24 protein-coding genes are annotated in these 26561 nt (G+C 70.4%); 14 read left to right on the top strand and 10 right to left on the bottom strand.

Annotated features, from left to right (window positions below; all coding sequences use genetic code 11):
- Nucleotides 1-22 precede the first annotated feature (22 nt).
- The 3 genes from Adu01nite_RS16280 to Adu01nite_RS16270 all read right to left on the bottom strand — a co-directional run bounded on the left by Adu01nite_RS16280 (nt 23) and on the right by Adu01nite_RS16270 (nt 4937).
- Nucleotides 23-1408 (bottom strand): diguanylate cyclase domain-containing protein, encoded by a 1386-nt coding sequence (locus tag Adu01nite_RS16280; protein WP_203727702.1) that lies wholly within the window; start codon nt 1406-1408, stop codon nt 23-25.
- A gap of 276 nt (nt 1409-1684) precedes the next feature.
- Nucleotides 1685-3676, bottom strand: a complete 1992-nt coding sequence (locus tag Adu01nite_RS16275) for an alpha-1,4-glucan--maltose-1-phosphate maltosyltransferase (protein WP_203727701.1) — start codon at nt 3674-3676, stop codon at nt 1685-1687.
- Nucleotides 3677-3887: 211 nt separating this feature from the next.
- A complete protein-coding gene (locus Adu01nite_RS16270) occupies nt 3888-4937 on the bottom strand; it encodes a hypothetical protein (protein ID WP_203727700.1) in 1050 nt (349 codons plus the stop codon).
- Nucleotides 4938-5253: 316 nt separating this feature from the next.
- On the opposite strand from Adu01nite_RS16270, the gene Adu01nite_RS16265 reads away from it, so the two are divergent.
- A complete protein-coding gene (locus tag Adu01nite_RS16265) occupies nt 5254-7788 on the top strand; it encodes a glycoside hydrolase family 3 C-terminal domain-containing protein (protein WP_239132453.1) in 2535 nt (844 codons plus the stop codon).
- On the opposite strand, the gene Adu01nite_RS16260 is transcribed toward Adu01nite_RS16265, so the two are convergent.
- Nucleotides 7778-8365: a TetR/AcrR family transcriptional regulator gene (locus Adu01nite_RS16260; RefSeq protein WP_203727698.1), complete on the bottom strand. Its 588-nt coding sequence runs from the start codon at nt 8363-8365 to the stop codon at nt 7778-7780. The two genes, Adu01nite_RS16265 and Adu01nite_RS16260, sit on opposite strands and share 11 nt — an antisense overlap.
- Before the next feature lie 72 nt (nt 8366-8437).
- On the opposite strand from Adu01nite_RS16260, the gene Adu01nite_RS16255 reads away from it, so the two are divergent.
- From Adu01nite_RS16255 to Adu01nite_RS16210, 10 genes are all read left to right on the top strand, one after another.
- Nucleotides 8438-9811, top strand: coding sequence for an MDR family MFS transporter (locus Adu01nite_RS16255; RefSeq protein WP_203727697.1), 1374 nt, complete (start codon nt 8438-8440; stop codon nt 9809-9811).
- 4 nt (nt 9812-9815) lie between these two features.
- Complete coding sequence (locus Adu01nite_RS16250) at nt 9816-10484, top strand: phosphotransferase (RefSeq protein ID WP_203727696.1); 669 nt, start codon at nt 9816-9818, stop codon at nt 10482-10484.
- 54 nt (nt 10485-10538) lie between these two features.
- Nucleotides 10539-11261: an ABC transporter ATP-binding protein gene (locus tag Adu01nite_RS16245; protein WP_203727695.1), complete on the top strand. Its 723-nt coding sequence runs from the start codon at nt 10539-10541 to the stop codon at nt 11259-11261.
- Nucleotides 11258-12031 carry an ABC transporter permease subunit gene (locus Adu01nite_RS16240; protein WP_203727694.1) on the top strand — a complete coding sequence of 258 codons (774 nt, stop codon included), beginning with the start codon at nt 11258-11260 and terminating at the stop codon, nt 12029-12031. Before Adu01nite_RS16245 ends, Adu01nite_RS16240 begins: the two co-directional genes overlap by 4 nt.
- Nucleotides 12032-12126: 95 nt before the next feature.
- Nucleotides 12127-13374: a sensor histidine kinase gene (locus Adu01nite_RS16235; protein WP_203727693.1), complete on the top strand. Its 1248-nt coding sequence runs from the start codon at nt 12127-12129 to the stop codon at nt 13372-13374.
- Nucleotides 13371-14021, top strand: coding sequence for a response regulator transcription factor (locus tag Adu01nite_RS16230; RefSeq protein ID WP_203727692.1), 651 nt, complete (start codon nt 13371-13373; stop codon nt 14019-14021). The genes Adu01nite_RS16235 and Adu01nite_RS16230 overlap by 4 nt, the downstream gene beginning before the upstream one ends.
- Nucleotides 14018-14497, top strand: a complete 480-nt coding sequence (locus Adu01nite_RS16225; protein WP_203727691.1) for a GNAT family N-acetyltransferase — start codon at nt 14018-14020, stop codon at nt 14495-14497. Before Adu01nite_RS16230 ends, Adu01nite_RS16225 begins: the two co-directional genes overlap by 4 nt.
- 223 nt (nt 14498-14720) lie before the next feature.
- Complete coding sequence (locus tag Adu01nite_RS16220; protein WP_203727690.1) at nt 14721-17447, top strand: S8 family serine peptidase; 2727 nt, start codon at nt 14721-14723, stop codon at nt 17445-17447.
- Between the two features lie 72 nt (nt 17448-17519).
- Entirely contained in the window at nt 17520-18011 is a 492-nt protein-coding gene (locus Adu01nite_RS16215) for a beta-class carbonic anhydrase (RefSeq protein WP_203727689.1), read from the top strand.
- A 125-nt stretch (nt 18012-18136) separates the two neighbouring features.
- Nucleotides 18137-19084, top strand: a complete 948-nt coding sequence (locus tag Adu01nite_RS16210) for a cation diffusion facilitator family transporter (RefSeq protein ID WP_203727688.1) — start codon at nt 18137-18139, stop codon at nt 19082-19084.
- Here Adu01nite_RS16210 and Adu01nite_RS16205 read toward each other — a convergent pair.
- Complete coding sequence (locus Adu01nite_RS16205) at nt 19026-19715, bottom strand: PfkB family carbohydrate kinase (protein WP_203727687.1); 690 nt, start codon at nt 19713-19715, stop codon at nt 19026-19028. The genes Adu01nite_RS16210 and Adu01nite_RS16205 overlap by 59 nt on opposite strands.
- A 101-nt stretch (nt 19716-19816) precedes the next feature.
- Here Adu01nite_RS16205 and Adu01nite_RS16200 point away from each other — a divergent pair, with 101 nt between their 5' ends.
- On the top strand, nt 19817-20248 hold the full coding sequence (locus Adu01nite_RS16200) for a hypothetical protein (RefSeq protein WP_203727686.1): 432 nt from the start codon (nt 19817-19819) through the stop codon (nt 20246-20248).
- A 165-nt stretch (nt 20249-20413) separates the two neighbouring features.
- Here Adu01nite_RS16200 and cpt read toward each other — a convergent pair whose 3' ends face one another.
- Both cpt and Adu01nite_RS16190 read right to left on the bottom strand, forming a co-directional pair.
- Entirely contained in the window at nt 20414-20947 is a 534-nt protein-coding gene (gene cpt / locus Adu01nite_RS16195; protein WP_203727685.1) for a chloramphenicol phosphotransferase CPT, read from the bottom strand.
- Between the two features lie 146 nt (nt 20948-21093).
- On the bottom strand, nt 21094-21921 hold the full coding sequence (locus Adu01nite_RS16190) for an SDR family oxidoreductase (RefSeq protein WP_203727684.1): 828 nt from the start codon (nt 21919-21921) through the stop codon (nt 21094-21096).
- A gap of 103 nt (nt 21922-22024) precedes the next feature.
- Here Adu01nite_RS16190 and Adu01nite_RS16185 point away from each other — a divergent pair, with 103 nt between their 5' ends.
- Nucleotides 22025-22840 (top strand): helix-turn-helix domain-containing protein, encoded by an 816-nt coding sequence (locus Adu01nite_RS16185; RefSeq protein WP_203727683.1) that lies wholly within the window; start codon nt 22025-22027, stop codon nt 22838-22840.
- Nucleotides 22841-22871: 31 nt separating this feature from the next.
- On the opposite strand, the gene Adu01nite_RS16180 is transcribed toward Adu01nite_RS16185, so the two are convergent.
- The gene (locus Adu01nite_RS16180; protein ID WP_203727682.1) at nt 22872-23435 is read right to left on the bottom strand and encodes a TetR/AcrR family transcriptional regulator; all 564 of its coding nucleotides are present in this window, start codon (nt 23433-23435) and stop codon (nt 22872-22874) included.
- 84 nt (nt 23436-23519) lie between these two features.
- Here Adu01nite_RS16180 and Adu01nite_RS16175 point away from each other — a divergent pair, with 84 nt between their 5' ends.
- Entirely contained in the window at nt 23520-24476 is a 957-nt protein-coding gene (locus Adu01nite_RS16175) for a ketopantoate reductase family protein (protein ID WP_203727681.1), read from the top strand.
- Between the two features lie 42 nt (nt 24477-24518).
- Here the strand turns inward: Adu01nite_RS16175 and Adu01nite_RS16170 are convergent, their stop codons facing one another.
- Both Adu01nite_RS16170 and Adu01nite_RS16165 read right to left on the bottom strand, forming a co-directional pair.
- Nucleotides 24519-25217, bottom strand: a complete 699-nt coding sequence (locus tag Adu01nite_RS16170) for a hypothetical protein (protein WP_203727680.1) — start codon at nt 25215-25217, stop codon at nt 24519-24521.
- 133 nt (nt 25218-25350) lie between these two features.
- Nucleotides 25351-26505, bottom strand: coding sequence for an MFS transporter (locus tag Adu01nite_RS16165; protein WP_203727679.1), 1155 nt, complete (start codon nt 26503-26505; stop codon nt 25351-25353).
- Nucleotides 26506-26561: the final 56 nt, after the last annotated feature.

Below are 26561 nucleotides of genomic sequence, written 5' to 3'. Positions count from 1 at the left end.
CCAGAAATATTGCCAGCAGCTGTCAGTTGCGTGCCGGTTGAAGAGATTCCTCGACGACCGCAGGGTCGTAGAGCTGGGCATCATGCGTGCCACGCCGCTTCGCGCTGTACATCGCCAGGTCCGCCTGGTGCAACAGATCGGTCACGCCGGTGCCCGGTTTAGGAACCGCGACTCCGATACTGGCTTGCACCCGAAGCACTCTGCCATCCACGTATATCGGTTCCGACATGGCGGCCAGCAGGCGGTCCGCGACCCACATGGCGCGGTCGGCGGTGGCCGGCATGGCGAGCGCGACGGCGAACTCGTCGCCACCGAGCCGGCCCGCGAGATCCGCTCCCGAGATGCCACCTTCCAGCAACCGGGCCACGGCGATCAGCACGGCATCGCCGTACCGGTGGCCGTGGGTGTCGTTGATCGGTTTGAAGCCGTCGAGATCGATGAAGAGCACCGCCGGCGGCTGCGCCATCTGCTCGACCTCGCCGAGGAACGCGGACCGGTTCATCAGCCCGGTGAGGTGGTCGTGCCGGGCCTCGTAGGCGAGCCGGTCCTGGATCTCGCGCCGCTCGGTGATGTCCCGGATGGTGGCGACCAGCCCGCCGACGGCCGGCTTGTCGCGGAAGTCGCGCAGCGTGATCTCGGTCCACCGCCAGCCGCCGTCCCGGTGCTTGACCCGCACGTGATAGCTGATCCCGCCGGGCTCGTCCGAGATCCGCTGCAACGCGTCGACCACGGTCGGGATGTCGTCCGGGTGGACGTGCAGCGGATAGCCGCCGTCCTGGTCGTAGTGGTCGGCCGGATAGCCGGTCAGCCGCTCGACGGCCGGACTGAGATAGGTCGGGGTGCCGTCCGGCCCGAGCACGCTGAGCACGTCGGCCGAGTCCTGCACGAGCACCCGGAAGCGTTCCTCCCGGTCGCGCAGCCGCGCCTCGGCGGCCTCGCGTTCCTCGGCGCTCTGCCCGATCGCCCGGATGAACATCGCGGTGAGCACCAGCCCGAGGAACCCGGCCGCCTGGGCCAGACCGCCGGGCAGGTAACAGTTGATCCAGCCGAGCGCGATGCAGGCCTGCCCCGCCAGGATGACCAGGATCGTCCAGGCCGCGACCGGCCGCCACACGAAGGCGCCGATGTTGCGTATCTGATACGTGACGACCAGGGCGAAGACAAGTGGCAGCACCGGCCCCCAGCCGAGCGCGTAGATGATCCATCCGCACAGGACCACATTGACGACCGCCGAGGTGGAGCGCCAGGGGCCACGTCTCAGCAAGATCAGGACCTTCGGCTCAGCGAAGATGATGATCAGAAGCAGCGGCGCCAGCGTGAACCACAGCGGCGAGGGCCCGGCCCAGCCACGCAGATCGAGCAGCGCGATCACCACGATGGCGATGAGCGGCTCGAACGCCCGCGCCAAGAAGGGCGGAAGTAGCCTGTCCCGGGTCCTCGTCACGGGGTCTTCGATCGGTCCCGCCCGGAGCGATTCAAGCGGAACACCCCAGCGTGATCAACCCCATATAGGTACGGGTAAGCCAAGTCCCGGCCCACGGACCACCTGGTCGGTGGTCCGGGCCGTCCCCCGCTTCCGGCCCGGCCCCGGTGGTTGCGCTCACCCCGCCCAGGCCGTCACCCGATCGGCCGGCGCCGGGATGTCAGTCGCAGTGCGGTCAGGCCGAAGCCGCAGCCTCATCGGTCAGTACGGCGTGACGTGGATGATGTGCACCGGTTCGGTCGCCGCGCCCAGCCGGACGAACGCGTGCTCGCCCCAGTTCCAGTGCTGGCCGGTGATCAGGTCGTGCGCCACGAACGTGTCCGAGGGGGCCAGGCCCAGCTCCGGCATGGTCAGGTGGATCGTCGTCTCGCGGGTCACCGCCGGTTCCAGGTTGGCCACCACCAGGATCACGTCGTCACGGTCGTAGACGCGGCGGGACTTCGAGAAGACCAGCACGTTCTCGTCGTCGGCCCGGTGGAAGCGCAGGTTGCGCAGCCAGTGCAGGGCGGGATGGGCGCGCCGGATCTCGTTGAGCCGGCGCAGGAACGGCGCCAGCGTCTGCTCGCCGTGCGTGGCCCACTGCCGGTCCTTGTACTGGTACTTCTCGTTGTCGATCTGCTCCTCGGCCCCCGGCCGCGCGACGTTCTCCACCAGCTCGTACCCGGTGTAGATGCCGTAGGTGGGGACCAGCGTCGCGGCCAGCGCGGCCCGCAACACCCAACCGGCCGGGCCGCTGCGCTGCATGAACGGCGTGAGGATGTCATGCGTGGTCGGCCAGAAGCTGGGCCGCATGTACGCCGCCGCGGGCCCGGACAGCTCCCGCAGGTACTCCTCGATCTCGGTCTTGGTGTGCCGCCACGCGTAGTAGGTGTACGACTGCTGGAACCCCGCCTGCGCCAGGGTGCGCATCATCGGCGGCCGGGTGAACGCCTCGGCCAGCCAGATGACCTCCGGGTGGCTTACCGCGACGTCCGCGATCAGCCATTCCCAGAACTCGACCGGCTTGGTGTGCGGGTTGTCCACCCGGAAGATCCGCACGCCGTGATCGATCCAGACCTGCACGACCCGGCGTAGCTCGGCGTAGAGGCCCTCCGGGTCGTTGTCGAAGTTCAGCGGGTAGATGTCCTGGTACTTCTTCGGCGGGTTCTCCGCATACGCGATGGAGCCGTCCGCTCGCGTGGTGAACCACTTCGGGTGCTGCTCGATCCACGGGTGATCCGGCGCGCAGTGAAACGCCAGATCCAGCGCGACCTCAAGGCCGAGCCGCCCGGCTTCGCCGACGAACAGGTCGAAGTCGTCGAACGACCCCAGGTCCGGATGAAGAGCGTCGTGCCCACCGTCGGAGGAGCCCACCGCGTACGGCGAACCCGGGTCTTGCTCGTCGCCGTTCAGGCTGTTGTTGGGGCCTTTGCGGTTGACCCGGCCGATCGGATGGATCGGCGTCAGGTAGATCACGTCGAACCCCATGCCGGCCACGGCCGCCAGACGCTTCGCGGCGGTGGCGAACGTACCGCTGACCCAGCCGCCGGCGGACTCGTCGAAATGGGCGCCTTCGGAGCGGGGGAAGAATTCATACCAGGCGCCGTAGAGGGCGCGTTCCCTTTCGACCAGCCAGGGCAGGTTCGCGCCGGCCGAGACGTGCTCGCGGAGCGGACGCTCCCGAAGCTCCCGGACCACGGCCGACGAGAGGCCCGCGTTGAGCCGCACCTCCGGCGAGCTCTCGGCATCGCGCAACATCGCCGCAGCGGCCTGAAGAACCCTCGCCTGCCCGTTGGTGCGCTCTACCTCGGCGACTGCCCGGTCCAGGACACGGGCACCTTCCTCCAGCATCAGTTCCACGTCCACCCCGGCACCGATCTTGATGACGGCGTCGTGGTTCCAGGTCCCGTACGGATCGGACCAGCCCTCCACCCGGAACGCCCAGCGCCCGGCAGAATCTCCCGACACGGTCACCGCCCACGCGTCCAGCCCGGCGTTGACCCTGGTCATGGACAGCGAACGCTCGTGTCCGGCCGGGTCGACGAGGACGACGGTGGCGTTGACCGCGTCGTGTCCCTCCCGGAACACCGTGGCCGTCACTTCGAACTCTTCGCCCACCACCGATTTCGCGGGCCGGTTACCGCCGTCCACCACCGGCGCAACGTCAACCACCGGAATCCGGCCGATCCGGCGAGCTTTCGCAAGAGCGCTCATGCCCCCGACGCTATCGACTTCTCCGCCCACACGCTCTCCAAGCGGCAGGGCTGCGCGTCACGGCACTGCCACCATGCCCGCGCGCCGCCTCATCGACCACGACGTCCTCGATCCTCCGGCCACCCGGCCAGGCCAAGCCGCAATCCGACGCCTTCTTCCGCCGATGTGCGGAAGCATTCATGATCAACACAGCTTTCAGGATGTTGGGGCCTCAACGGGGCTGGAAGGCCCCGACATCCTGGAAATTGTGTTGATCTAGGCCGCAGAAACCAGCGTGCCGAGTGCGGCAGCCGTGCGCGCTGTACGAAGTCCGGCCTGCCTGCACCGGGCCCGTTGACGGCGATGCGGTCGGTCCGCACCGTCGCCCGGGGCAGCCGGCACTGGATCTGCGCCTACCTGCCTCGGCGATCTCGGTCGCGGCCGTGAGATGCGCCTTCGACGTCATCGTGGCCGCTGAACGTCTGACCGGTCGACCACCAGTGACAGGGATCCGCCCTGACCGACGGCGTTCCGCGGCCTCGGCCGCCCACACGCCGTAGAGACGGACAGCGACCGAGCGGAGCGCGTTTTCGTTCGGCGCCTTTGTCAACGTCATGTCGAGCAGCGCCTCGAACAGCAGAAGCTTGGTCTTGTCGCCGAAGCGGGGATCCCAGCCCCCGTCGATCACGCTCGGCCAGTGCAGCGACTGGCACGCGTCGAGGCTGCGGGCGTTGCGACAGAGCAGCTCGGCCGCCATCAGCTGGGCGTTGCGCTGATCCGACCGCAGCGCCCCATCGATGACCAGGATGGCGGTCTCGGTCGAAACCTTGTCTTTGCCCCCGTCCCAGAGGTCGACCAGCATGGCGACGGCGAGCCCGGCCTGGTCGAGGCGGGTCAGCGCCAGCAGGCTGGAGGCGGCCGCGGCCCGGTCGACGCCCAGGCCGTCCTTGGAGCTGACGAGCTGCCCGGCTCGCATCGCCGCTTCCAGCTTCAACTGGCCGAAGCTCTGCTTCTGCTCGACCGCGAGCCGACGGTTGGACTGGCGGGTCAGCGTGTGGGCGATCAGCGCGACGAGCGCGGTGACCACCGCGCCCGCGTAAACCAGCATTTTGTCTGAGTAGCCGAACAGCGACCCGGCGCCGAGCGGGATCACCACCGCTACCAGAGTCAGAATTACGCCCCAGCTCACGATCCAACGCGTATCGCCGCTCTGACTCTTCGTCATTTCCACGACCTCGTTCGTGTGCGCACCGCCGGGACCGGCAAACGATGCGCCCACCATCGAGATCTGCCCATCGCCTAGAGCGGTGGTCCCGCTGTCCGATCGAGGACAGCAGCGCCGAAGGCCGAAATTCCGCTCAGCAACCGCCCCTCGGAATCGGCACCCACCGAACCTTGTGCGACGGCTCGATCAGTTCCCGGTTCCCGGATGGCCTCTGCAGCCGAGCGGTCAGCGAACCGCTCGGGGAGTCCATCCGCTGCGGTCGTCCGTCGTCTGACGGCGGGGCTGCGCGTCACGTCCGCGGCGCGGGAGGATGGCGGTGCCGGTCGGGGGAGGGCGCATGCGTCGGTCGATGGCTGTGGTGGGTGCGGTTGCCGTGTTGCTTCCGCTTGTCGTTACCGCTGCGGACACGGCCGCGGTCGCCGGCACTCCGATCTATCTCGACCGGGGGTATTCGCCGGGTGAGCGGGCCGCTGATCTTGTCGAACGGATGACGCTGGACGAGAAGGCCTCGCAGCTGGTCAGCAGTCAGTCGGCGGCTGTTCCGCGGCTTGGCGTGGCCGCCTATGGCTGGTGGAACGAAGCTGCCCACGGGGTTGCCCGCGAGCAGACCAACGACGGGGATCAGCCGCCCAATCTCACCAACACCACCTCGTACCCTGTTTCGCTCTCGCTGGCCTCCAGCTGGGATCCGGAGCTGGTCCGCCGCGAGGCCTCGATGATCTCCGACGAAGCGCGCGAAGTCGTCCGGGACAACCGGCTCGACCTCGACTTCTACTCGCCGACCGTCAACCTCGCGCGGGATCCGCGGTGGGGGCGCAATGACGAGACGTTCGGGGAGGATCCGTTTCTCACCGCGGTGCTGGGCGCGCAATTCGTCGACGGGCTGCAGGGGCCCGCGCGGGACGGCTATCTGAAGGCGGTTGCGACCCTCAAGCACTACGCCGCCAACAACAGCGAGTCCAACCGGCTCAACGGGTCCTCCGACATGGATGAGCGGACGCTGCGGGAGTACTACACGGCCCAGTTCCGGGACATCATCCGCTGGGCGCGTCCGGGGTCCGTCATGAGTTCCTACAACAGCGTCAACGGCGTTCCGGCGGCGGCGAACACGCACCTCATCGGGACGCTGGCCCGGCAGACGTACGGGTTCGACGGTTACTTCACGTCCGACTGCGATGCCGTCTTCGAGATGATGGCCGGGCAGAACTGGCAACCGAACGGGTCGGGGCTGCTCGACCAATATTCGCGGACCGCCTACGCATTGTCGGCGGGTGAGGATCTCAACTGCACGCAGGGCTATCACGACGACTGGAATTACGCGAACACGGTCCCGGGGGCGGTGGCGCGATCCATCCGTACACAAGCCGGGGTTTTCAATGAATTTGACGTTGACGTCTCGGTGGCCCGGTTGTTCACCGCGCGGATGGCGTTGGGGGAGTTCGACGCGGAGTCGCGGGTGCCGTGGGTGGCGGCGGCCCGGGAGCGATTGGCCGCGAATGGGGGTGTCACCGAAACCCCGGAACGCCTGGCCATGGCGCGCGAGGCGGCCACCGAAAGCCTGGTGCTGCTGAAGAACCGGATTCTGCCGCTGCAGGTCCCGGCTACCGGCCGTTATCGGGTCGCGGTGATCGGTGCGTTTGCCGACCCGCCGGAGCTCTATCTGGGCGGCTATTCGAGCGTGCAGACCGAGGCTGGCGTGGCGAATTCGGTGACCCCGTTCCAAGGGATCGAAGCGGCGGTCAAGAAGGCGAATCCAGGTGCGACTGTCGACTTTCTGGCCGGCACGCTGCCCGGCGACCTGGACACGGTCGATCCGGCGGCGGTAAAAGCGGCCGCGGGGTACGACGTGGCGATCGTCGTGGCCGGCACCGATCGCAGCACCGCGAGTGAGGACCATGACCGGACGACCCTCGCGCTGCCGGGCGCCCAGGCCGATCTGATCCGCCGGGTGGCGAAGGCCAATCCGCACACCGTCGCCTACCTGCAGACCGTCGGCCAGGTCGACGTGGCGCCGTTCGCCGACTTCACCGCCGCGATCCTGTGGAGCTCGTTCAACGGCCAGCAGCAGGGCGCCGCGCTCGCCGACGTCCTGCTGGGGGCGGCGAATCCGAGCGGCAAACTGCCCTTCACCTGGTATGCGAGCGAATCCCAGCTGCCGCCGATGGAGGATTACGGCATTCGCCCGACGGCGACCACGCCCGGCCGCACCTACCAATACTTCACCGGCACCCCAACCTTCCCCTTTGGGTACGGGCTGAGCTATACCGCCTTCCGCTACGACGCGCTGCGGGTGACGAACGACGGCGGCACGCTCACCGCGACGGCCACGGTCACCAACACCGGCCGCCGGGCCGGCGCCGAGGTGGTCCAGCTCTACGCGACGACCCCGGACGCCCGCCCGGCCGACGAGCGCCCCCGCAAGCGCCTGGTCGCTTTCCGCAAGATCGAACTTGGCCCGCACGAGTCCGCATCGGTGACCCTCAGCGCCCCGATCGAGGCGCTGGCGTTCTTCGCCGGCGAAAAGTTCCGGGTCGATCCCGGCCGCTACGGCCTGGAGCTGGCGGCCTCCAGTCAGGACGTCCGGCGCCGCGCGACCGTGGAGGTGACCGACATCCCGGAGCCGACCCCGTCGGTGGTGACCGCCAAGCCGATCGTGGTCGGCGACGCCGCGAAGGGCATCACCCAGCGGCTGCGGTTCCCGGTGGGCAGCCGGATCGACCCGCAGCTCACGGTCGCGCTGACCGACCAGAGCCTGGTGCATCCCGCCGAGGTCCGCTACGAGAGCAACCGGCCGTCCGTGGTCCGGGTGGAGGGCAAAACCCTGCGGGCCGTCCGCCCCGGCGTCGCCACCGTCACCGCGACGGTCGGGGCGGCCCGCGGGACGTTCGTGCTCGTCGTCAGCGGATGAGCGGCAGCCACACCTCGTCGACGATCTCGATGATCGACTCGTCCGGGACCGGGCGCAGGGTCATCAGCATGTCGTGCCGGACCAGGTCGAACGGCAGGTTGACCACGCGGGCCGAGCGGGGCACGTCGGGCACCTCGCCACGCTCGACCGCGCGGGCCAGGATCGTCTCGAAGCCGCCCCGCCGCCGGTCGGCCGGCAGGAGTTGCTCGCGCAGGTCGCTGAAGCTGGTGCCGGTCTCCCGGAAGTAGTCCATCAGCTGGGTGCCGAGCAGGGTGATCATGCGGGCCCGGCCGACGCCGGCCCGGCGTAACAGGGTGATCGCGTCCTCGCGCAGGTTGCCGGTGTCGGGCAGCGGGATCGGCTGCCCCGCCCAGAATTTGGTGAGGGTGGCCAGCAGCAGGTCGGTGCGCTGCGGCCAGCGCCGGTAGAGCACCGGCCGGCTGGTGCCGGCCCGGGCGGCGATCGCCTCGAAGGTGAACCCGGAGTAACCGTGCTCATCCAGCACCGCCCACGCGGCGTCGAGGATCGCGTCCTCCAACTCCTGGCCGCGCCGCCGCGATCCCTCTTTAAGACTCACTTGCGTATCTTATCGCGGCGACGTAGCGTGTCAATCGTTAGATACAGCTGCGTACCTTAAGGCGGCCCTCCGATGTCTTCCAAGGTCCGAATCGATCCCCTTGCGCTGCGCATCGCCATTGCGGTGCTGGTCGGCGGCGTCGCGGTCATCCTCGACTCGACGATCGTCAGCGTCGCGCTGCACGAGCTCGCCGCTGACCTGCACACCGGCGTCGGCACCATCCAGTGGGTCAGCACCGGCTACCTTCTGGCGCTGGGCGTGGTCATCCCGACCGTCGGCTGGCTGCAGAGCCACCTGGGCGCCAAGCGCCTCTGGATGGCCGCCCTGACCGTCTTCCTGCTCGGCTCGGTGCTCTGCTCGTTCGCCTGGGACGCCCCCAGCCTCATCGCGTTCCGGGTGGTGCAGGGCATCGGCGGCGGCGCGATGATGCCGCTGATGACCACGATGATCATGCAGGCCGCGAAGGACTCCGACCGGGCCCGCCTGATGTCGACCGTCGCGCTGCCGGCCGCGCTCGGCCCGATCCTCGGCCCGGTGATCGGCGGCCTGATCCTCGGCGCCGGCGACTGGCGCTGGCTGTTCCTGGTGAACGTGCCGCTCTGCCTGACCGGCCTGGTCCTGGCGTGGCGGCTGATCCCGGCCGACGTCCCCGGCCGCCGGGTCCGCCTCGACGTGCTCGGCCTGCTGCTGCTGTCCCCGGCCCTGGTCGCCCTGCTGTGGGGCCTGTCCAACGTGACCCACGGCGGCTTCGCCCAGGCCGACGTGCTCGTCCCGACGTTCGGCGGCGCCCTGCTCCTGGCCGCGTTCGTGGTCCGGGCGCTGCGCCGCAAGGGCGACGCCCTGGTCGACCTGGAAGTGCTGCGCTCGCGGCCGACCTGGGCGGCGACCGCCCTGCTGTTCCTGTCGGGCGCCTCGCTCTACGGCGCGATGCTGCTGCTCCCGCTCTACTGGCAGCAGCTGCGCGGGATGGACGCTCTCGCGGCCGGACTGCTGCTGATCCCGCAGGGCGCCGGCTCGATGCTGAGCCGCACGGTCGCCGCGCGGATGCTCGACCGGGTCAGTGCCCGCACCGTCTCGATCATCGGCTTCGTCCTGGTCGGGGCGGCGACCGTCCCGTTCGCGCTGGCCGGCCCGGACACCACGATCTGGCCGCTGCTGGTGACCCTGTTCGTGCGCGGCCTCGGCCTCGGCATGGTGATGATCCCGATCATGACGGTCGCGTTCGTCGGCCTCGACCGGGAGGCGGTCCCGCACGCCAGCATCGTCACTCGGATCGCCCAGCAGGTCGGCGGCTCGGTCGGGGTCGCCCTGCTGGCGGTCATCCTGGCCACCGCCGGGTTCGGCACTGCGTTCTGGTGGACGGTCGGCTTCACCGGGGTGGCCGTGCTGCTGTCGTTCGTCCTCCCGGGCCGGGTGGCTGTCGTCCGCGAGCCGGTGCGAGTCTGACGGGATGGGAATCGTCCGCGTCGGCAACACCGTGCGCCGCCCCCGGCACGACCGGTCCGACTATGTGGACGCTCTCCTGCAGCGCATGGCCGACGCAGGCTTCATGGGCACGCCGCGCCCGCTGGGCTACGACGACCAGGGCCGGCAGATCTTGACGTTCGTCGAGGGGTGGGTCCCGGTCTGCGACGGGCCGCACGGCCTCGACGATGCGCAGATCCGCAGCGCCACCGGGCTGATCCGGGCGTTCCACGACGCGACCGCCGCCATCGGGCTGAACGAGGACCAGGAGGTCGTCTGCCACGGGGATCTCGGGCCGCACAACACGGTGTTCGACGGCGATCGGGCGGTCGCCATCATCGACTTCGAGGACGACGTCCGCCCCGGCCGCCGCGTCGACGACTTCGACCAGGCGGTGTGGGGTTTCGCCGAGCTGGCCGACCCGGTCGTCCCGGTCGCCGAGCAGGCCCGCCGGATGAGGCTGATGTGCGACGTCTACGGCGGCATCACCCCGCCCGAGGCGGTGGCGGCGCTGACCGCCCGCTGGCACCGGGCCATCGATTACCACCGTGCCGCGAACCTGCCCGGCGCGGTGCGCGTCTTCGAGGACCTGCTGGCGAGGCTCGCTGGGGGATTTCCCCCAGACGAAGACGGGTGTCCGCCGGATCCCGCCTGACCAGCCATTTCCCTAGCGTTTCTTCCGTCATCAACGACGACGGAAGGAGCTCCGGTGATCGACGTCCGGAACCTCACCAGACGATATGGACCGACGGTCGCGGTCGACGCGCTCAGCTTCGACGTGCGGCCGGGCGTGGTCACCGGTTTCCTCGGCCCCAACGGGTCGGGCAAGTCGACCACCATGCGGCTGATCCTCGGGCTGGACCGGCCCGACGCCGGCCAGGCCCGGATCGGCGGCCGCCGCTACCGCGACCTGGCCTGGCCGCTGCGCGAGGTCGGCGCCCTCCTCGAGGCCAAGGCGTTCCACCCGGGCCGCAGCGCCCGCGCCCACCTGGCCGCGCTGGCCGCCGGCAACGCGATCCCGCGGGCCCGGGTCGACGAGGTGCTCGACATGGTCGGCCTGACCGGCGCGGCCGGGCGGCGGGCCGGGAAGTTCTCGCTCGGCATGGGGCAGCGCCTCGGGATGGCCGCGGCGCTGCTCGGCGACCCGGCGGTGCTGATGTTCGACGAACCGGTCAACGGGCTCGACCCCGAGGGCGTCCGCTGGATCCGCAACCTGCTGAAATCCCTCGCCGCGCAGGGCCGCACGGTGTTCGTGTCCAGCCACCTGATCAGCGAGATGGCGCTGACCGCCGAGCGGCTCGTGGTGATCGGCCGGGGCCGGCTGCTCGCCGACACCACCGTCGCCGAGCTGTCGGCGGGGGCGGAATCGCTGGAGGACGCGTTCTTCCGGCTCACCAGCGACGAGATCGAATACCGGGGGGCACCGTCATGACCGCGCGCTACGGGTTGGCCCAGGTGGCCCGGATGGAATGGATCAAGCTGCGCAGCCTGCGCTCGACCTGGTGGACGCTGATCCTCACCGCCGCCGGGACGGTCGGGATCGGCGTCGCGGTCGGACTGAACACCCCCAACAGCGGCGGCGACATCACCAACAACGCCCTGGCCGGCGTGGTCCCGGGCCTGCTGCTGACCGGGGTGCTCGGGGTGCTCACGATGACCGGCGAATACTCCTCGGGCACCATCCGGGCCACCCTGGCCACGGCCCCGCGCCGCCCGCTCGTGCTGGTCGCGAAGGCGGCGGTGTTCGGGGCGGTGACCCTGGTCGTCGGGGAGGCGGCGGCGTTCATCGCGTTCTTCGCGGTCGGCGCCACCCTGCGGGCCGGCGTCACGGCGCCCACCCTCGGCCAGCCCGGCGTGCTGCGGGCGGTCGCGGTGACCGGGGCCGGTTTCTGCCTGATCGGGCTGCTCGGCCTGGGCCTGGGCGCGATCGTCCGGCACAGCGCGGCCGCGGTCGGGGTGCTGGTCGCCGGCGTCTACGTGGCCGCGCAGTTCATCGGCATCATGGCGCACGGCGTGGCGTCGTACATGCCGATCCTGATCGTGGCGAACTCGCTCAGCACGACCATGCCGGTCACCTGCGGCACCGACGCGGCGTCCTGCCCGGACTTCCTCTCCGCGTGGGCCGGCCTCGGCGTGCTCTCGCTGTACGCGGTGATCGCCCTGACCCTCGGCGGGTGGCTGCTGGCCCGCCGGGACACATGAACGAGCGTAGCGAGCGAATCGGCAAGCTCAGTGCGGAATTTGCTGTTGGCAGCTCGGAGCGCAGCGAGGAGCTGGCAATAGCGGAAGATAGCGGCATGGACTTCCGGGGACCGGGTCGCGAGCTGGCGTTCTGCCTGGCCGGACTGCCGTTCGCGCTGGTCAACCCGGTGGTTTTCGTCGTCGTCGCGGCGGCCGTGGGCGGGCGGGGCGACCCGTCCGCGGTCCACATCGTCGCGGCCGCCGGCTGCGCGGGGCTCCTGGTCGTGTTGCTGGTGTGGACCGGGGCGGCCCGGTGGCTCGGCGCGGTGCAGCGCCGGCTGGCGGCCCGGCTGCTCCGGGTTCGCGTCGCCGAGCCGGGCCACCGGGCCGGGTGGCGGGTGATCGCCTACCAGGTGGTCAAGCTGCCGCTCGGCCTGTTCGAGCTGTACGCCGTCTACTTCTGGGTCGGCGGCGTGGTCAACCTGAGCTACCCGCTGGTGTGGGGAGCGTTCCGCAACCACCCGCCCGGGGCCGCGATGAGCCCGATGCCGGTCTACACGCCGTTCGGCATGTTCGGCGAGGGCACGTTCCAGGTCGCGACCCTGGCCGGCACGTTCGCCGCCGCCGCGGCCGGCGCGGCGATGCTGCTGGCCGCCCCCTGGGTCACCCGGGCCGTGACGTCCGCCGACGCCTGGCTGATCCGGGCCCTGCTCGGCCCCGGCCGGCTCGCCCAGCGGGTCCACGACCTGGAGCTGAGCCGGGCGGCCGCGGTCGACGACTCCGCCGCCCTGCTGCGGCGCCTGGAGCGGGACCTGCACGACGGCGCGCAGATCCGGCTGGCCACCCTGGCCATGAACCTCGGGATGGCCCGCGAGAAGCTCGACAACAGCGACGTGGTGGCGGCTCGCGAGCTGGTCGACGCCGCGCTGCGCGGCGCCAAGGAGGCGCTCGGCGAGCTGCGCGGCCTGGTCCGCGGCATCCACCCGCCGGTGCTCGACAACGGGCTGGCCGACGCGCTCGCCTCGCTGGTCGCCGACCGGGCGATCCCGGTCGAGCTGACCGTCGGCATCCCGGTCCGGCCGACCCCGGCGATCGAGACCATCGCCTACTTCTGCGCCGCCGAACTGCTGGCCAACGCGGCCAAGCACAGCTTCGCGAACACCGTGGCGGTCCGCGCGGCCGGCCATCGGGACGTGCTGCTGCTCAGCGTCGACGACGACGGCCTGGGCGGCGCCGACCCGGCCCGCGGCACCGGCCTGTCCGGGCTCGCCCAGCGGGTCGCGGTGGTCGACGGCCGGCTGACGATCGCGAGCCCGCCCGGCGGCCCCACCAAGATCACCGTCGAGTTACCTTTGCGCGCATGAGCCTCCGGGTGGTGATCGCCGAGGACGCCGTACTTTTCCGCGCCGGGCTGGCCCGGCTGATCGAGGACCACGGCCACCAGGTCGACGCGGCGGTCGGCGACGGCGACGCGCTGCTGGCCGCGGTGGCCGAGCACCGGCCGGACGTGGTGGTGGCCGACATCCGGATGCCGCCCACGCACACCGACGAGGGCCTGCGCGCCGCGCTGGAGATCCGCCGCCGGCATCCGGGCACCGGGGTGCTGGTGCTGTCGCAGTACATCGAGACCAAGTACACGTCCCGGCTGCTGGAGGGCAACGCGGCCGGCGCCGGCTATCTCCTGAAGGAGCGGGTGGCCGACGTGGCCGAGTTCGTCGACACCCTGGAACGGGTCGCGGCCGGCGGCACCGCCCTCGACCCGGAAGTGGTCGGGCAGCTGCTGCGGGCCGGCCGCCGCGCCGACGGCCTGGCCGCGCTCACCGGCCGCGAGCGCGACGTGCTCGTGCTGATGGCCGAGGGCCGCTCGAACGCCGGCATCGCCGACGCGCTCGTGGTGAGCGGCGGCACCGTCGAGAAGCACGTCGCGAGCATCCTCGACAAACTGGGCCTGCCCCCGGACGAGGCCCACAATCGCCGCGTCCTGGCGGTTCTGCGTTACTTGAGCACATGAGAGATTTCCAGGAGGCCGACTGGCCGCAGGTGTGGGCGATCATCCGCGACGTCGTGCGGGCCGCCGACACCTTCCCGTTCGACCCGGACATGACCGAGGAACAGGCGCGGGCCATCTGGATCGAGCGGCCGCCGGGCCGCACCGTGGTCGCGGTGGACGGCGACCGGGTCCTGGGCACGGCCAAGATGGGCGCCAACCGCGGCGGCCCGGGCGCGCACATCGCCACCGCCAGCTTCATGGTGGCCGAGGCCGAACGCGGGCGCGGCGTCGGCTCGGCGCTGTGCCGCGAGACGATCAAGTGGGCCGAGGAGCAGGGGTACGCCGGCGTGCAGTTCAACGCGGTGGTCGAGACCAACATCCATGCCGTCACCCTCTACGAGCGCCTGGGCTTTCGGATCCTCGGCACCGTCCCGCGCGCGTTCGAGCACCCGGCGCGCGGCCGCGTCGGCCTGCACCTGATGTATCTGGAGTTCTGAAACTCCTTGCAAGGGTGTTTGTTCGCCATGCGCGTTTAATTGTGGCCGCCTACAACAAATTCGGGAGCTGGATCAACGCGGCCCACCTGCCAGTGTCTCCGCGCTGACATATTTCCGAAACGGGATTGCAAGAACTGCAAGAACTTGCAGGATCGGAACACCCGTCGATACCTTCCGTCCGTTCGCGGGGGCGTCCGTTCCCCGCGGCAGGGGGGACATTCGGATGAGATTCCGATCTTGGGTGGCCGCGTTCGGTGCGGCCGCCGTCATGACCGGAGTGGCCGCGGCGGCACCCGCCGCCGCGGCCGACAACAAGATCTCGGCCAAGGTCAGCGCACAGGTCGCCGATGGGGGAACGACGACCTTCTGGGTGATGCTGCGCGGCGGCGACGACCTCGCGGCGACCCGCAAAGCCACCGGAAAGGCGAAGGCCGGCGCCGTCTACCGGGACGTCCGGGCCGGCGCGAACCGCGATCAGGCCGGGCTGCGTACGCTCCTCGGCAAGCGCAAGGCGCCGTATCAGGCGTACTGGATCGCCGACACCATGCGGGTCACCGGCAACGCCGCCCTGCTCGCCGCGGTCGCCGCCCGGCCCGAGGTCAAGGCGGTGCTGCCGGACGAGCCGGTCAAGCTCCCGGCCGTGCAGGCCGGCACCGCCCAGGCCGAGGTGTCGAGCGTCGAATGGAACGTCGACCGGATCAACGCGCCGCGGGTCTGGAGCGAGCGCGGCGACACCGGCGCCGGCATCGTGGTCGCCAACGTCGACACCGGCGTCCAGTTCGACCACCCGGCGCTGGCCGCGAGTTACCGCGGCCGCAACGCCGACGGCAGCGTCAGCCACGACTACAACTGGTACGACCCGTCGCACACCTGCGCGGACAACCTGCCCTGCGACAACTCCGGCCACGGCACGCACACCATGGGCACGATGGCGGGAGCGGACGGTCTCGGCGTCGCGCCCGGCGTGAAGTGGATCGCGGCCAAGGGCTGCGAGAGCAACTCCTGCTCGGTCGGGTCGCTGCTGGCGGCCGGGCAGTGGATCGTCGCGCCGACCGACCGGGCCGGCAACAACCCGCGGCCGGACCTGGCGCCGGACGTCGTGAACAACTCGTGGGGCGGTGGCTCCGGCTTCGACCCCTGGTATTCGGAGATCGTCAGCAACTGGGTGGGCGCGGGCATCTTCCCGGCGTTCTCCAACGGCAACAACGGCCCGATCTGCGGCTCGGCAAGCACGCCGGGGAGCTACGCGGCGACGTACGCATCAGGAGCTTTTGATGTGAACAACGCGATCGCCTCGTTCTCCAGCCGCGGGTTCGGCCAGGACGGTGCGGTCAAGCCGGACATCGCGGCGCCCGGCGTGGACGTGCGGTCCAGCGTGCCCGGCGGGTACGGCGTCTACAGCGGCACCTCGATGGCGTCGCCGCACACCGCGGCCACGGTCGCGCTGATCTGGGCGGCGGCCCCGGCGCTGCGGCACGACATCGCCGCGACCCGGGAGATCCTCGACGAGACGGCGATCGACACCGACGACACCAGCTGCGGCGGGACGGCCGCCGACAACAACGTGTGGGGGCAGGGGCGGCTCGACGCGTACGCGGCGGTGACCCTCGCGGTCAGCCCGAGCGGGAGCCTGGCCGGCACGGTCACCGGCGAAGGCTTCCCGATCTCCGGGGCGGCCGTGACGATCGGCGGGCGGTCGCTCACCACGGCGGCGGACGGCGGCTTCCGGTTTGCGCGGCTTGTCGCCGGCAATCACCACGTGCGGATCAGCGCCTTCGGCTACGACACGTTCGAGGGGGACGTGTCGATCACCGCGGGCGGCTCGGCGCGGCTCGACGCGGCCCTCACCACCAGCGCCTCGGCCGTGCTCAGCGGGCTGCTGACCAGCGGCGGCAGTCCTGTCCCGGGGGTGTCGGTCGCGTTGACGGGTACGCCGGTGTCCGTCACCAGCGACTCGGGCGGTCACTATCGGCTCGCCGCGCCGTTCGGCAGCTACGAGGTCGTCGTGCACCCGGCCGGTGGCTGCGCGTCGGGCGTCACCCGCCAGCTCACCCTCAGTGGTGACCAGACACTTGACCTGGAGTTGCCGCTCACCTCGGACCACTACGGCTACACCTGTGCGGCCGCCACCGAGGGCTACCGCGAGGGCGATCAGCTGCTGGCGCTCACCGGTGACGACAGTGCGGCATCGGTGACGCTGCCGTTCTCGTTCCCGCTCTACGGCGTTGCCCACACCCAGGCGTGGGTGGGCACCAACGGGCTGATCGCGTTCGACGGCGCGTCCACCTCGTTCGCGAACACCGACCTGCCGCTGAACACCGAACCCAACGACGCGCTCTACCCCTTCTGGGACGACCTCTACGTCGACGCGGCGGCGGCCGTCTACACCGCGTCGACCGCGGACACGTTCGTGGTCGAGTGGCGCAACGTGATGTTCTTCGGTGACGCCACGCAGCGGGTGTCGGTCAGCGCGATCCTGCACGCCGACGGCACCGTCACCTACCGCTACCGGGGGCCGGTGGGGGAGCGGGCCACCGGGACGAGCGCGACGATCGGGATCGAGAACATCGGCGGAACCGACGGGCTGGCGTACGCGTACCTCAAAAACGCCGTCCGTGACGGCAGTGGGGTGACCCTGCACCCGCCGGCCAACCGCATCGCCGCCACCTTCAACGTCACCATGACCACCGTCTGGGGCCAGAACCTGTACGTCGTCGGCAGCATCCCCGAGCTCGGCCAGTGGGATCCGGCGCGGGCGGTGCCGCTGTCCGCGGCGACCTACCCGATCTGGTCGGCGAGCCTCACCCTGCCGCCGAACACGGCGATCGAGTTCAAGTATCTGATCAAGAACGCGGACAGCAGCTGGGCCTGGGAGTCGACCTCGAACCGCTCGACGGTCACCCCGCCGACCGGGCAATACATCACGCACGACACCTTCAACCAGCACTAACTAGTTGACCGATAGGAGATGTGGCTATGGTGGGGCCGAGACCGGCACCGACTCGACCCCGGAGGCCCCACCATGACCGTCACCGACGAACTCCTCGCCAACGCCGAGCGCTACGCGGCCAGTTTCGACAAGGGCTCGCTGCCGCTGCCGCCCGCCAAGCACGTCGCGGTCGTCGCCTGCATGGATGCGCGGCTCAGCCCGTACGGAATCCTCGGTCTTTCCGAAGGTGACGCCCATGTCATCCGCAACGCCGGCGGGGTGATCACCGCCGACGAGCTGCGCAGCCTCGCGATCAGCCAGCGACTGCTCGGCACCACCGAGATCATCCTGATCCACCACACCGACTGCGGCATGCTGACCTTCACCGACGACGAGTTCAAGAGCGCCATCGAGCGCGAGACCGGCATCCGTCCGCCATGGGCCCCCGAGGCCTTCACCGACCTCGACGCCGACGTCCGCCAGTCGATCCGCCGCATCACCGAGGACCCGTTCATCCCGATCAAAACATCAATCCGAGGCTTTGTGTACGAGGTGGAAACCGGCAAACTCCGCGAGGTCCGATGAACCTTTTTCAACCTGGCATCGGGCCTGATGTTCCGGCGCGATGACCGGCGCCGGGCGCTGCAGCCCTGGCCACGTTGAAAAAGGTTCACTGATTGCACCCGCCCCGCGATGGGTAGCCCCCGGGCGTGGCCGACGACAGCAGCAGCTCCAAGACCGTGCTCGTCGCGGTCATCGCCAACCTGGGCATCGCGATCGCGAAGATCGTGGCCGCCCTCCTGACCGGCTCGGCGTCGATGTGGGCGGAGGCGGCGCACTCGGTCGCCGACACCGGCAACGAGGTGCTGCTCTTCGTCGGCCTGCGCAAATCGACCCGCGGGCCGGACGCGGACCGGCCGTTCGGCTACGGCCAGGAGCGCTACTTCTGGGCGTTCCTGGCCGCGCTCGGCATCTTCCTGGTCGGCGGCACCCTGTCGATCGGCGAGGGTATCCGCAGCCTGCTGCTGCCCGAGCCGGTCGAGTCGCTGTGGGTCGGCGTGGCCGTGCTGGTGGTCGCGTTCGGCTTCGAGGCGTACTCCTGGCACACCGCCCGCCAGCAGCTCAAACAGGATGCCCAGGAGCAGCAGCGCTCGATGCGCGAGCACCTCGCCCGGGCCTCCGACCCGAGCGCCACCACCGTCTTCATGGAGGACACCGCGGCCCTGATCGGCCTGGTCGTGGCGCTCGCCGCCCTGCTGCTGCACGCGTGGACCGGCTGGGCGACCTGGGATGCGATCGGCAGCATCCTGATCGGCCTCCTGCTCATCGCGGTGGCGTTCCTGCTGGCCCGGCGCTCCAAGGCGCTGCTGCTGGAGGAGGCCGCCCCCGACGACGTGGTGGAACCGATCCGGCAGCGGATCTCCGATGAGGAGTGGGCCGCGTCGCCGGCTTCGGTGCACGCCGTCTACATGGGCCCGTCCAACCTGCTGGTCAACATCAGCCTGAGCCCACGGCACCCGTCGACGCCGGCCGGCGAGCTTGTCGAAAAGGTGGACCGGCTGCGCTCCTCCTTGCTTGAGGATCCGTCGATCGCGCAGGTCACGGTGACGTTGACCGGCGCGCCGCTTCCGCCGGCGCGGCCCCGCGCAGCAGCTTGACGGTCAGGGCCGCGGTGAATTCGTCGGTCTTTTCGGTCAGATCCAGCCGGCCCTCGCCCCATCGCGGATCCCGCCAGGCGATCTCGTTCTTTCGCACGATGAGGCCCGGCCCAGCGTCCCCCTCGCCGTCCATGACGAGTATGGCGCCGCCTTCCCGGGCATAGCGGATCGCGGCCTCCACGGCCGCGGCGGGCTGCTCCAGCTGCACCATCACGGCGTCCGCGTGGCGCAGAAGATCGGCGGAAGCGTCCACGTCGTCCGCGGTCAGTCTGGTGGCATCGGGCAGATGCTCCAGGTAGCGCCGGTCGCCGTCGGCGTCGACCGCCGCCACGCTCAACCCGGTCGGCGTGCCGCGCCGCCGCACCACCGGCCGGACATCGACGCCTTCGCTGATCGCCAGCGCCAGCATCTGATCGCCGTAGTGGTCGTCGCCGGTCACCGCGATCAGACTCACCGGAACGCCCAGCTTCGCCACCGCGACCGCCTGATTGGCACCCTTGCCGCCGAGCATCTCCACCCGCTCCGAGACGCCCACGGCCGTGCCCGCCGCCGGCAACTCGTCGACCGTCAGCACGATGTCCCGCGCCAGCTGCCCGACCACCACGACCCGCATCACCTCGACCCTACTCATTTCTCAGCCGGCCTACTCATTTCTCAGCCGGAACGGGGTCGCCGACGGGGATCGGCGGGTCGTAGCATCTCCGCGTTCGTCATCGAGAAAACGGGGAAATCATGCAAGAGAAGCTGCAGACACGCGCGTTCGAGAAGGCCGGTCCGATCCTCCAGCAGGGCGAGACGCCGATCGTCGCGACCAGGGCGATGGTCGGGAAGTTCTCGTCCGGCCGGTTCAGTGTGGTCGCCCAGCAGGGCCTGCTCACCGGCGCCGGCGGCGCGCTGCTGTCGCACGACCTCACCAAGGCCAAGAAGCAGTTCGTCGTGGTCACCGACCGCCGGCTCATCTTCCTGCCGCAGACCTTCATGGGCGGCCCCGGCGACAAGATCCTCGGCGAGGTGCCGCGCGAGACGGTCACCCTCGCCGAGACCAAGTGGGGCGTCGTGAGCCTGCTGCGCCTGGCGTTCGGCACCGAGGGCGACGGCATCTCACTGACGTTCCCCCGGGTGGACAAGAAGAACGCCGAGGCCCTGGCGAAGGCGCTCGGCTAAGTGCCTGTCTTGCTGCTCCAAGATCGGGTTGGGGCCGGTTCTACGCTCGCGGGATGAGCGGTGCGAAGCGCGGTGCTCGGGGCTGGCTGTCGCTGGTCCCGCAGCTCCTTATGAATCAGGAGCGGGTTGGTGGGCCCGGCCTCTCCGCTAAGGCCACGATCGACGTCAATGCACGTGCTGGGCGATGGTACGGGCGCAGTCCAGCGATTCGGCGTGTGTGGTGTCGACCTCGACGTCGTACACGACGCCCTTGTGCACGGTTTCAGCCTGTAGCGCGGCCATCCCGAATACTCGGTCGCCTCGGGCGAACTCCCGCGCCGTGGCGGCCGCTGGCGCGCAGTGCACACCGACCCACAGCACCTCCAGGCCGTCGAGGTGGCGGCGGAGGCGCTCCTGCGAGGTCCTGCCGTCGAGGAAGACGTCATCGATGATGATCCGTGCGCCCGCTCGGGCCATGGCGGCGACACCCGTTGTCCAGGCAGTCTCGATTGCTCGCCAGTCCGCGCCGAGGACCACTTCGCCGCCCTGCCCGAAGGAGATACCGGAGCCGGACTCGAGGAGGGCGGGCGGCAGGCGGTCGACCAGGTCGTCCACACCCATATTGATCCACGGCTGGGCAAGGATCGCCTTGAGGCAGCGGACAATGCCGGACTTACCCGAACTGGACCCGCCGTTCACGACGATGACGTCAATGCCCACCAGAGGACTCCCCTTTCAAGGACCCGGCCGTTCCACAGTGTCGGCTCGCACGGTAATGGCACACTTGATCACCGCGACATAGGTTTTCTCATGGTTCGCTCTGATGCTCCTCTTACTCGCTGCGGAAACGGGTTGCGAGACGGCCACTAAGCGTCGGTCGACGCCGCGTTGGTCGCCTGTGGCTCGATCTGAGCCAGGCGGGCCCGCAGCGCCGCGGTCACGGCCTGATAGGAGTCGCTGCCCAGGACCAGCCGCAGCGGGGCGGGTTCCCGGTCGGCGCTCTCGATCACCCGGGCCATCATCCTGGCCGGATCGCCGAGCAGCGCCGGCGGGTTCGCCCGGAAGGTCTGCACGAACGCGGCCGGCGTCCCGGCGTAGGCGGCGAGCGGCTCGGCGATCCGCACGCTGCCGCCGGCGAACCGGGTGCGCGCCCCGCCCGGCTCGACGAGCGTCACCCCGATCCCGAGGGGCGCGACCTCCTGGGCGAGCGCCTCCATGAAGCCTTCGACACCCCACTTGGCCGCGTGATAGAGCGACGCGCCCGGGTGCGCGGCCAGCCCGGCGACCGAGGAGATCTGGATCAGCCGCCCACCGCCCTGCGCCCGCAGATGGGGGAGCGCGGCCCGGGCGGTCTGGATCGACCCGAGCAGGTTGGTGGCGATCTGATGCTCGACCTGCTCGTCGGTGACTTCTTCGGCCGCCCCGAACAGCCCGTAGCCGGCGTTGCTGACCACCACATCGATCCGCCCGTGCGCGGCGAAGGCGGCGTCGACGACCGCACGGACCCGGCCCAGGTCGGTGACGTCGAGATCGCCGACCCAGAGTTGATCGCCGTGCTTCTGCCGCAGATCATCGACCGAGCCGGCCCGCCGCACGGTGCCGGCGACCCGATCCCCGCGATCGAGGAGCTGTTCGGCCAGCTCCCGCCCGAAGCCACTGTTGATACCGGTGATGAACCAGGTGCGAGTTGTCATGCCGAAGATCGTCGGCCGCTGTCGCCACCCGCGGGAGTTCCCCGCTGTTCCGGGTAGTAGCAGGGACACCCCACCGCCTCGCGCCGCGACCTACCGTGGCCTCATGGACAACGCCCTCGGGGATTTCCTGCGCGCCCGGCGGGAGCTGGTCACTCCGGCCGAGGCGGGCCTGCCACCCGGCCACGGCCTGCGGCGGGTGCCCGGTCTGCGCCGCGAGGAGGTGGCCATGCTGGCCGGCATCAGCGTGGAGTATTACCTGCGCCTGGAGCGGGGCCGAGACCGAAGCCCATCACCCCAGGTGATCGACTCACTGGCCGCGGTGCTACAGCTCGATGCGGAGGGTACGGCCTACCTGAGCGCCCTGGCCCAGCCGAAGTCCCGCCGCCGCCCACCCCGGCGCGAGGAGCAGGTGCCCCGAAGCTTGGAGCTCCTGCTACAGACCATCAACGTGCCCGCCATCGTCTTCAACAAATACAGCGACGTGCTGGCCGCCAACCCGCTGGCCCGCGCACTGGCCCCGGACCTGACGCCCGGCGTCAACCGGTTGCGCTCTCTGTTCGTGGACAAGGCAACCCGGGCCCACCAGCCCGACTGGGAGCACCAGACGGCAGCCGTGGTGGCCCACTTGCGAGCCCAGATCGGCGCCGAAACCGACGACGAGCGACTGCACGCCCTGATAGGTGAGCTGTCGATGAAGAGCGACCGCTTCCGCCAGCTGTGGGCGCGACACGACGTGCGAGCGGCCCAGAGCGGCCCCCTGCGAATCCGCCACCCACGGGTAGGCGACCTGGAACTACTGGTCGAGAAGTTCAAGGTCGCCGGCACCGCCGGCCTGGAGGCCCTGCTGCTGCACGCCGAGCCCGGCTCCCGCTCCGCCACCGCCCTGACCGAGCTGCTCCCCGGCGCCATCGTTCCCTGACCTCAGCCCTCGACGGCCTCCGCCGTCGTGCTCATCGTCGGCGGAGGCCGTCGAGGACGAGAGTGATGACGCCGTCCGCGTCGGTCAGGCATTCGGGTTGGTCATAGGCGGCGCAGATACCGTGCAAGGCCATCATGACGGCGCCGGCGCCCACGTCGTTGCGGATGGCGCCGGCCTCGGCGGCGGCGTTAAGCAGTCCGGCCACGGCCTCGCCCAAGGCCTGGCCGCCCTCGGTCAATGCCTCGGAGCGGGTGGCCGTCAGCGTGCTCAAGGTCTGGGCCAAGCCGCGGTGGGTGTCCAGGTGGGTGACGAAACCGCGGAGGAAGGCTGCCAGCGCCTCGTCGGCGGGGAGCGTGGCCTGTAGCTCCTGGGCTCGGGCGCACATCGCGACGATCTCTTCGTGGTAGACCGCCTCGGCCAGGGCCTCGCGGGTGGGGAAGTGGCGGTACAGGGTGCCGATGCCCACGCCGGCCAGCTTGGCGAAGTCGTCGAAGCGCAGGTTGAAGCAGCCGCCGTCGAAGAGCTCGCGGGCCTTGGTGAGCAGGGCGTCGCGGTTGCGCCGGGCGTCGGCTCGGAGCGGCTTGGCGGTGGTCACGGCGGGCCTCACTTTGACAAACGGAAACTGTCTCCATATTTTGGAAGTGGAGATTGTCTCCGATTCTAGCCATAAGGTGGCGGCGTGAAGATCCTGATGTTCGGCCGTGGCGTGATCGGCGCGATGTACGGGTGGGCCCTGGAGCGGGCCGGGCACGAGGTCGAGTTCTACGTGCGGCCGGGTCGCGCGGCGCAGTACGGGGAAGCGATCGACCTCGACCTGCTCGACGCGCGGCGCCGGTTCTGGGGTCAGCGGGTCACCGACAAGTGGCCGGTGCGCTACCGCGAGTCGCTGGAGCCGGACCACGACTTCGACCTGATCGTGGTGAGCGTGCAGCACTACAGCTTCCCGCAGGTCGCGGCGTTCCTGGGGCCGCTGGTGGGCGGGGCCACGGTGCTCGTCTTCAACAACCTCTGGACCGAGCCGGCGGAGGCGACCAGCCCCTTCCCGCCCGGCCAGGTGGTCTGGGGCTTCCCCGGCGCCGGCGGCGGCTTCGGCGACGACGGCGTGCTCCACGGATCGCTACTGCCCATCGTCTTCTTCGGCACGCTCGACGGATCGGCGCCGACCGAGCGCGACCGGGCCGTCCGCGCGGCATTCCGGGGTGCCGGCTTCCGAGTCCAGGAGAGCAACGACTTCCGCGGCTGGCTGGCGATCCACTTCGTGCAGAACGCGGGCCTGCACACCCAGAGCCTGAAGCTGGGCTCGCTGGGCAGCCTGGCCGGGAACCCGGGCAGCGTCCTTGAGGCGCTGCTCGCCACCCGCGAACTGCTACCACTCGTCGAGGCCCGCAACGTCGACCTGAGCCGGCATCGCGGTGAGACCCTGCTCTACCGGGCGCCCGTCCGGCTGGCGGCCCCGGTACTCGCCTGGCTCTTCGGCCACTTCCCGCCGATGCGCCGGGTGATGGAGGCGCACGCCAACCCCGAGGAACTGCGCGCGGTATGCCGCGACACCTTGGCCGAAGCGCACAGGCGGGGCGTCCCGGTGCCGCGCCTGGAGGCAGCCGAGCCCTACTTCACCAGGGAGAGCGCGAGCTAGACAGCGCGCCGCCGACCGGCGCGAACCAGGGGAGTCCGAGGATCAGGGCTGGTCGGCGCGCGGCGGGTCGGCCGGCGGGGCCAGAGCGTCCGGCGGCGCGGCGGGCGTGGACAGGGCATCCGCAGGTGTGGCCGGGGCCGGCTGCGGGTCGTCGGCGACGGGCGACGGCTGCGGCGGTGACGGGGGAGCCGCCGCGTCGGGAGCGGCGTATGGCTGGACGCCCGGAGGTGGTCCGGCGTAGGCGGCGGCCTGCTGTGCGTCGTAAGCGGCGGCGTAGGCCGCCTGCTGGGCTGCGTAGTGCTGGGCCGCCGCCTGCTCCGCGGCCAGCGCCTGCGCGGCGAACGTCTCGTGCGCGCGGCGGAACTCGACCCGCTGTCCGCTCTCGATCACCCGGCCGCCGGCGACGATCGGCCAGTTCGACCGGACCAGGGCGATCGCGCCGGTGATGAGCACCACGATGCCGAGCAGCAGGCCGGTGCCGATCGCGCCCTCCGAGGAGGAGATCGCCACCGACCCGACGCACAGGACGAGGCCGGCGAAGAGCACGCCGGCACCGACGTAGAGCGACTTCACGCGTCGTTGCAGGCACTGCGGACAGAACGGCCAGGCCGTCGCCATGACCTGTTTCCGGTTGCTGCTGATGATGATCGCCAGGACGATCAGTCCGATCAGACCGAGCAAGACCAGCAGATAGGCGAACGGCGAAACGCTCGACACGAACTGCACGCGTTTGTGCTCCACGGCCGGTTCGCCGTGCCGGGCGCACACCGTGGGCGTGCCCCAACCCGTTGACACAAATCCAGCCGGAATCCGAACCTCGACCGCCACCAAAACCTCCAGCTACCCCGTGCGACCGCCATATGATCCATGACGGTCACTGCGGGCGTTCGGCAGGGTCGTCGGTCGAGGGCCGGGGGATCACCGCCACGAGGGCCATCAGAGGCAGCAGGGCGGTCATCGTCAGGCCGAGACCGATCCGTTCGGCCGTCCAGCCGATCAGGGCCGGGGCGAGCAGAATTCCGGTGTAGGTGAAGGTCGTCATGCGCGCTACCAGTGTCGCCGTGGGTATGCCCGGCCGGCGGCCGACGGCGCTGAAGGTCAGCGGGATCAACACCGACGAGCCGATCCCGGCCACCGCGAACCCGGCCACCGCGGTGATGGGGTCCGGCACCAGCAGCGCGATCGCGAGTCCGCCGGTGGCGACCGCGGCGCCCAGCCGGAACAGCGCGCGGCCGCCGGTACGGTCGGCGATCGCATCGCCGCCGAGCCGGCCGAGGGTCTGTCCACCGGTGTAGGCGGTGATCGCGATGGCGGCAACGGTGAGGGTGGCGTGCCGATGGTCGTGCAGGAAGATGCCGCCCCATCCGAGCACGCCACCTTCGCAGATCATCACCGCGGTGGCGGTCAGGCCGAGCGTGAGCAGGGCGCGGCTCCATCCGTGGCGCACGCCGACCCGGTCCGCGGAGGTGCCGCGGACGTTCGCGTCTTCGACGTGCGGCATACACCGGCCCACCACCACCCCGGCCACCAGCAGCAGCGCGCCCGAGGCGACCAGATGGACGCCGAGACCGACGCCGACACGGGCCAGGGCGGCGGTCGACGATGCCGCCACGACCGTGCTGATGCTCCACGCCGCGTGGCAGCCGTTGAGGACGGGCCGCCCGGCCCGCCGCTCGACCGCGACCGCAAGGCTGTTCATCGCCGCATCGGTGGTGCCGTGCACCGCACCCAGCATCGTGGTGCAGGCGACGAACCATCGCGGATCGCCGGCGACGGCGAGGCCGGCCAGCAGCAGCGGCATGACCGTGAGGGTCACGCACAGCACCCTGCGCACACCCACCCGGGCCGCCAGCGGACCCACCGCCTGCATGCAGGCGAGCGCCGCGAGGGCGAACAGGAGGCCGGCCGACCCGAACTGCCCGTCGCTGAGGTGGTAAGCCGCCTTGATCGACGGGGCGCGCACGATATAGGTCGACATCGTGAGCCCGTTGACGAAGAACACGGCGGTCGCGGCCAAGCGTTGGTTCACCTTCGGCCTCCCGTTCCCGGCCCCCTTCGGGCCGGCCCTGCATCAATGACGCACGG

This window comes from Paractinoplanes durhamensis (assembly GCF_016862175.1).
Taxonomy (GTDB): Bacteria; Actinomycetota; Actinomycetes; order Mycobacteriales; family Micromonosporaceae; genus Actinoplanes; species Actinoplanes durhamensis.
This window is presented reverse-complemented; position numbering and strand designations above follow the sequence as displayed.

Excerpts from the sequence above, each read along its gene's own strand:
- Adu01nite_RS16275 (WP_203727701.1), bottom strand. The coding sequence starts at position 3,676 with ATGAGCGCTCTTGCGAAAGCTCGCCGGATCGGCCGGATTCCGGTGGTT.
- Adu01nite_RS16270 (WP_203727700.1), bottom strand. The coding sequence starts at position 4,937 with ATGGTGGGCGCATCGTTTGCCGGTCCCGGCGGTGCGCACACGAACGAG.
- Adu01nite_RS16255 (WP_203727697.1), top strand. The coding sequence starts at position 8,438 with ATGTCTTCCAAGGTCCGAATCGATCCCCTTGCGCTGCGCATCGCCATT.
- Adu01nite_RS16250 (WP_203727696.1), top strand. The coding sequence starts at position 9,816 with ATGGGAATCGTCCGCGTCGGCAACACCGTGCGCCGCCCCCGGCACGAC.
- Adu01nite_RS16240 (WP_203727694.1), top strand. The coding sequence starts at position 11,258 with ATGACCGCGCGCTACGGGTTGGCCCAGGTGGCCCGGATGGAATGGATC.
- Adu01nite_RS16235 (WP_203727693.1), top strand. The coding sequence starts at position 12,127 with ATGGACTTCCGGGGACCGGGTCGCGAGCTGGCGTTCTGCCTGGCCGGA.
- Adu01nite_RS16230 (WP_203727692.1), top strand. The coding sequence starts at position 13,371 with ATGAGCCTCCGGGTGGTGATCGCCGAGGACGCCGTACTTTTCCGCGCC.
- Adu01nite_RS16225 (WP_203727691.1), top strand. The coding sequence starts at position 14,018 with ATGAGAGATTTCCAGGAGGCCGACTGGCCGCAGGTGTGGGCGATCATC.
- Adu01nite_RS16220 (WP_203727690.1), top strand. The coding sequence starts at position 14,721 with ATGAGATTCCGATCTTGGGTGGCCGCGTTCGGTGCGGCCGCCGTCATG.
- Adu01nite_RS16215 (WP_203727689.1), top strand. The coding sequence starts at position 17,520 with ATGACCGTCACCGACGAACTCCTCGCCAACGCCGAGCGCTACGCGGCC.
- Adu01nite_RS16205 (WP_203727687.1), bottom strand. The coding sequence starts at position 19,715 with ATGAGTAGGGTCGAGGTGATGCGGGTCGTGGTGGTCGGGCAGCTGGCG.
- Adu01nite_RS16200 (WP_203727686.1), top strand. The coding sequence starts at position 19,817 with ATGCAAGAGAAGCTGCAGACACGCGCGTTCGAGAAGGCCGGTCCGATC.
- Adu01nite_RS16190 (WP_203727684.1), bottom strand. The coding sequence starts at position 21,921 with ATGACAACTCGCACCTGGTTCATCACCGGTATCAACAGTGGCTTCGGG.
- Adu01nite_RS16185 (WP_203727683.1), top strand. The coding sequence starts at position 22,025 with ATGGACAACGCCCTCGGGGATTTCCTGCGCGCCCGGCGGGAGCTGGTC.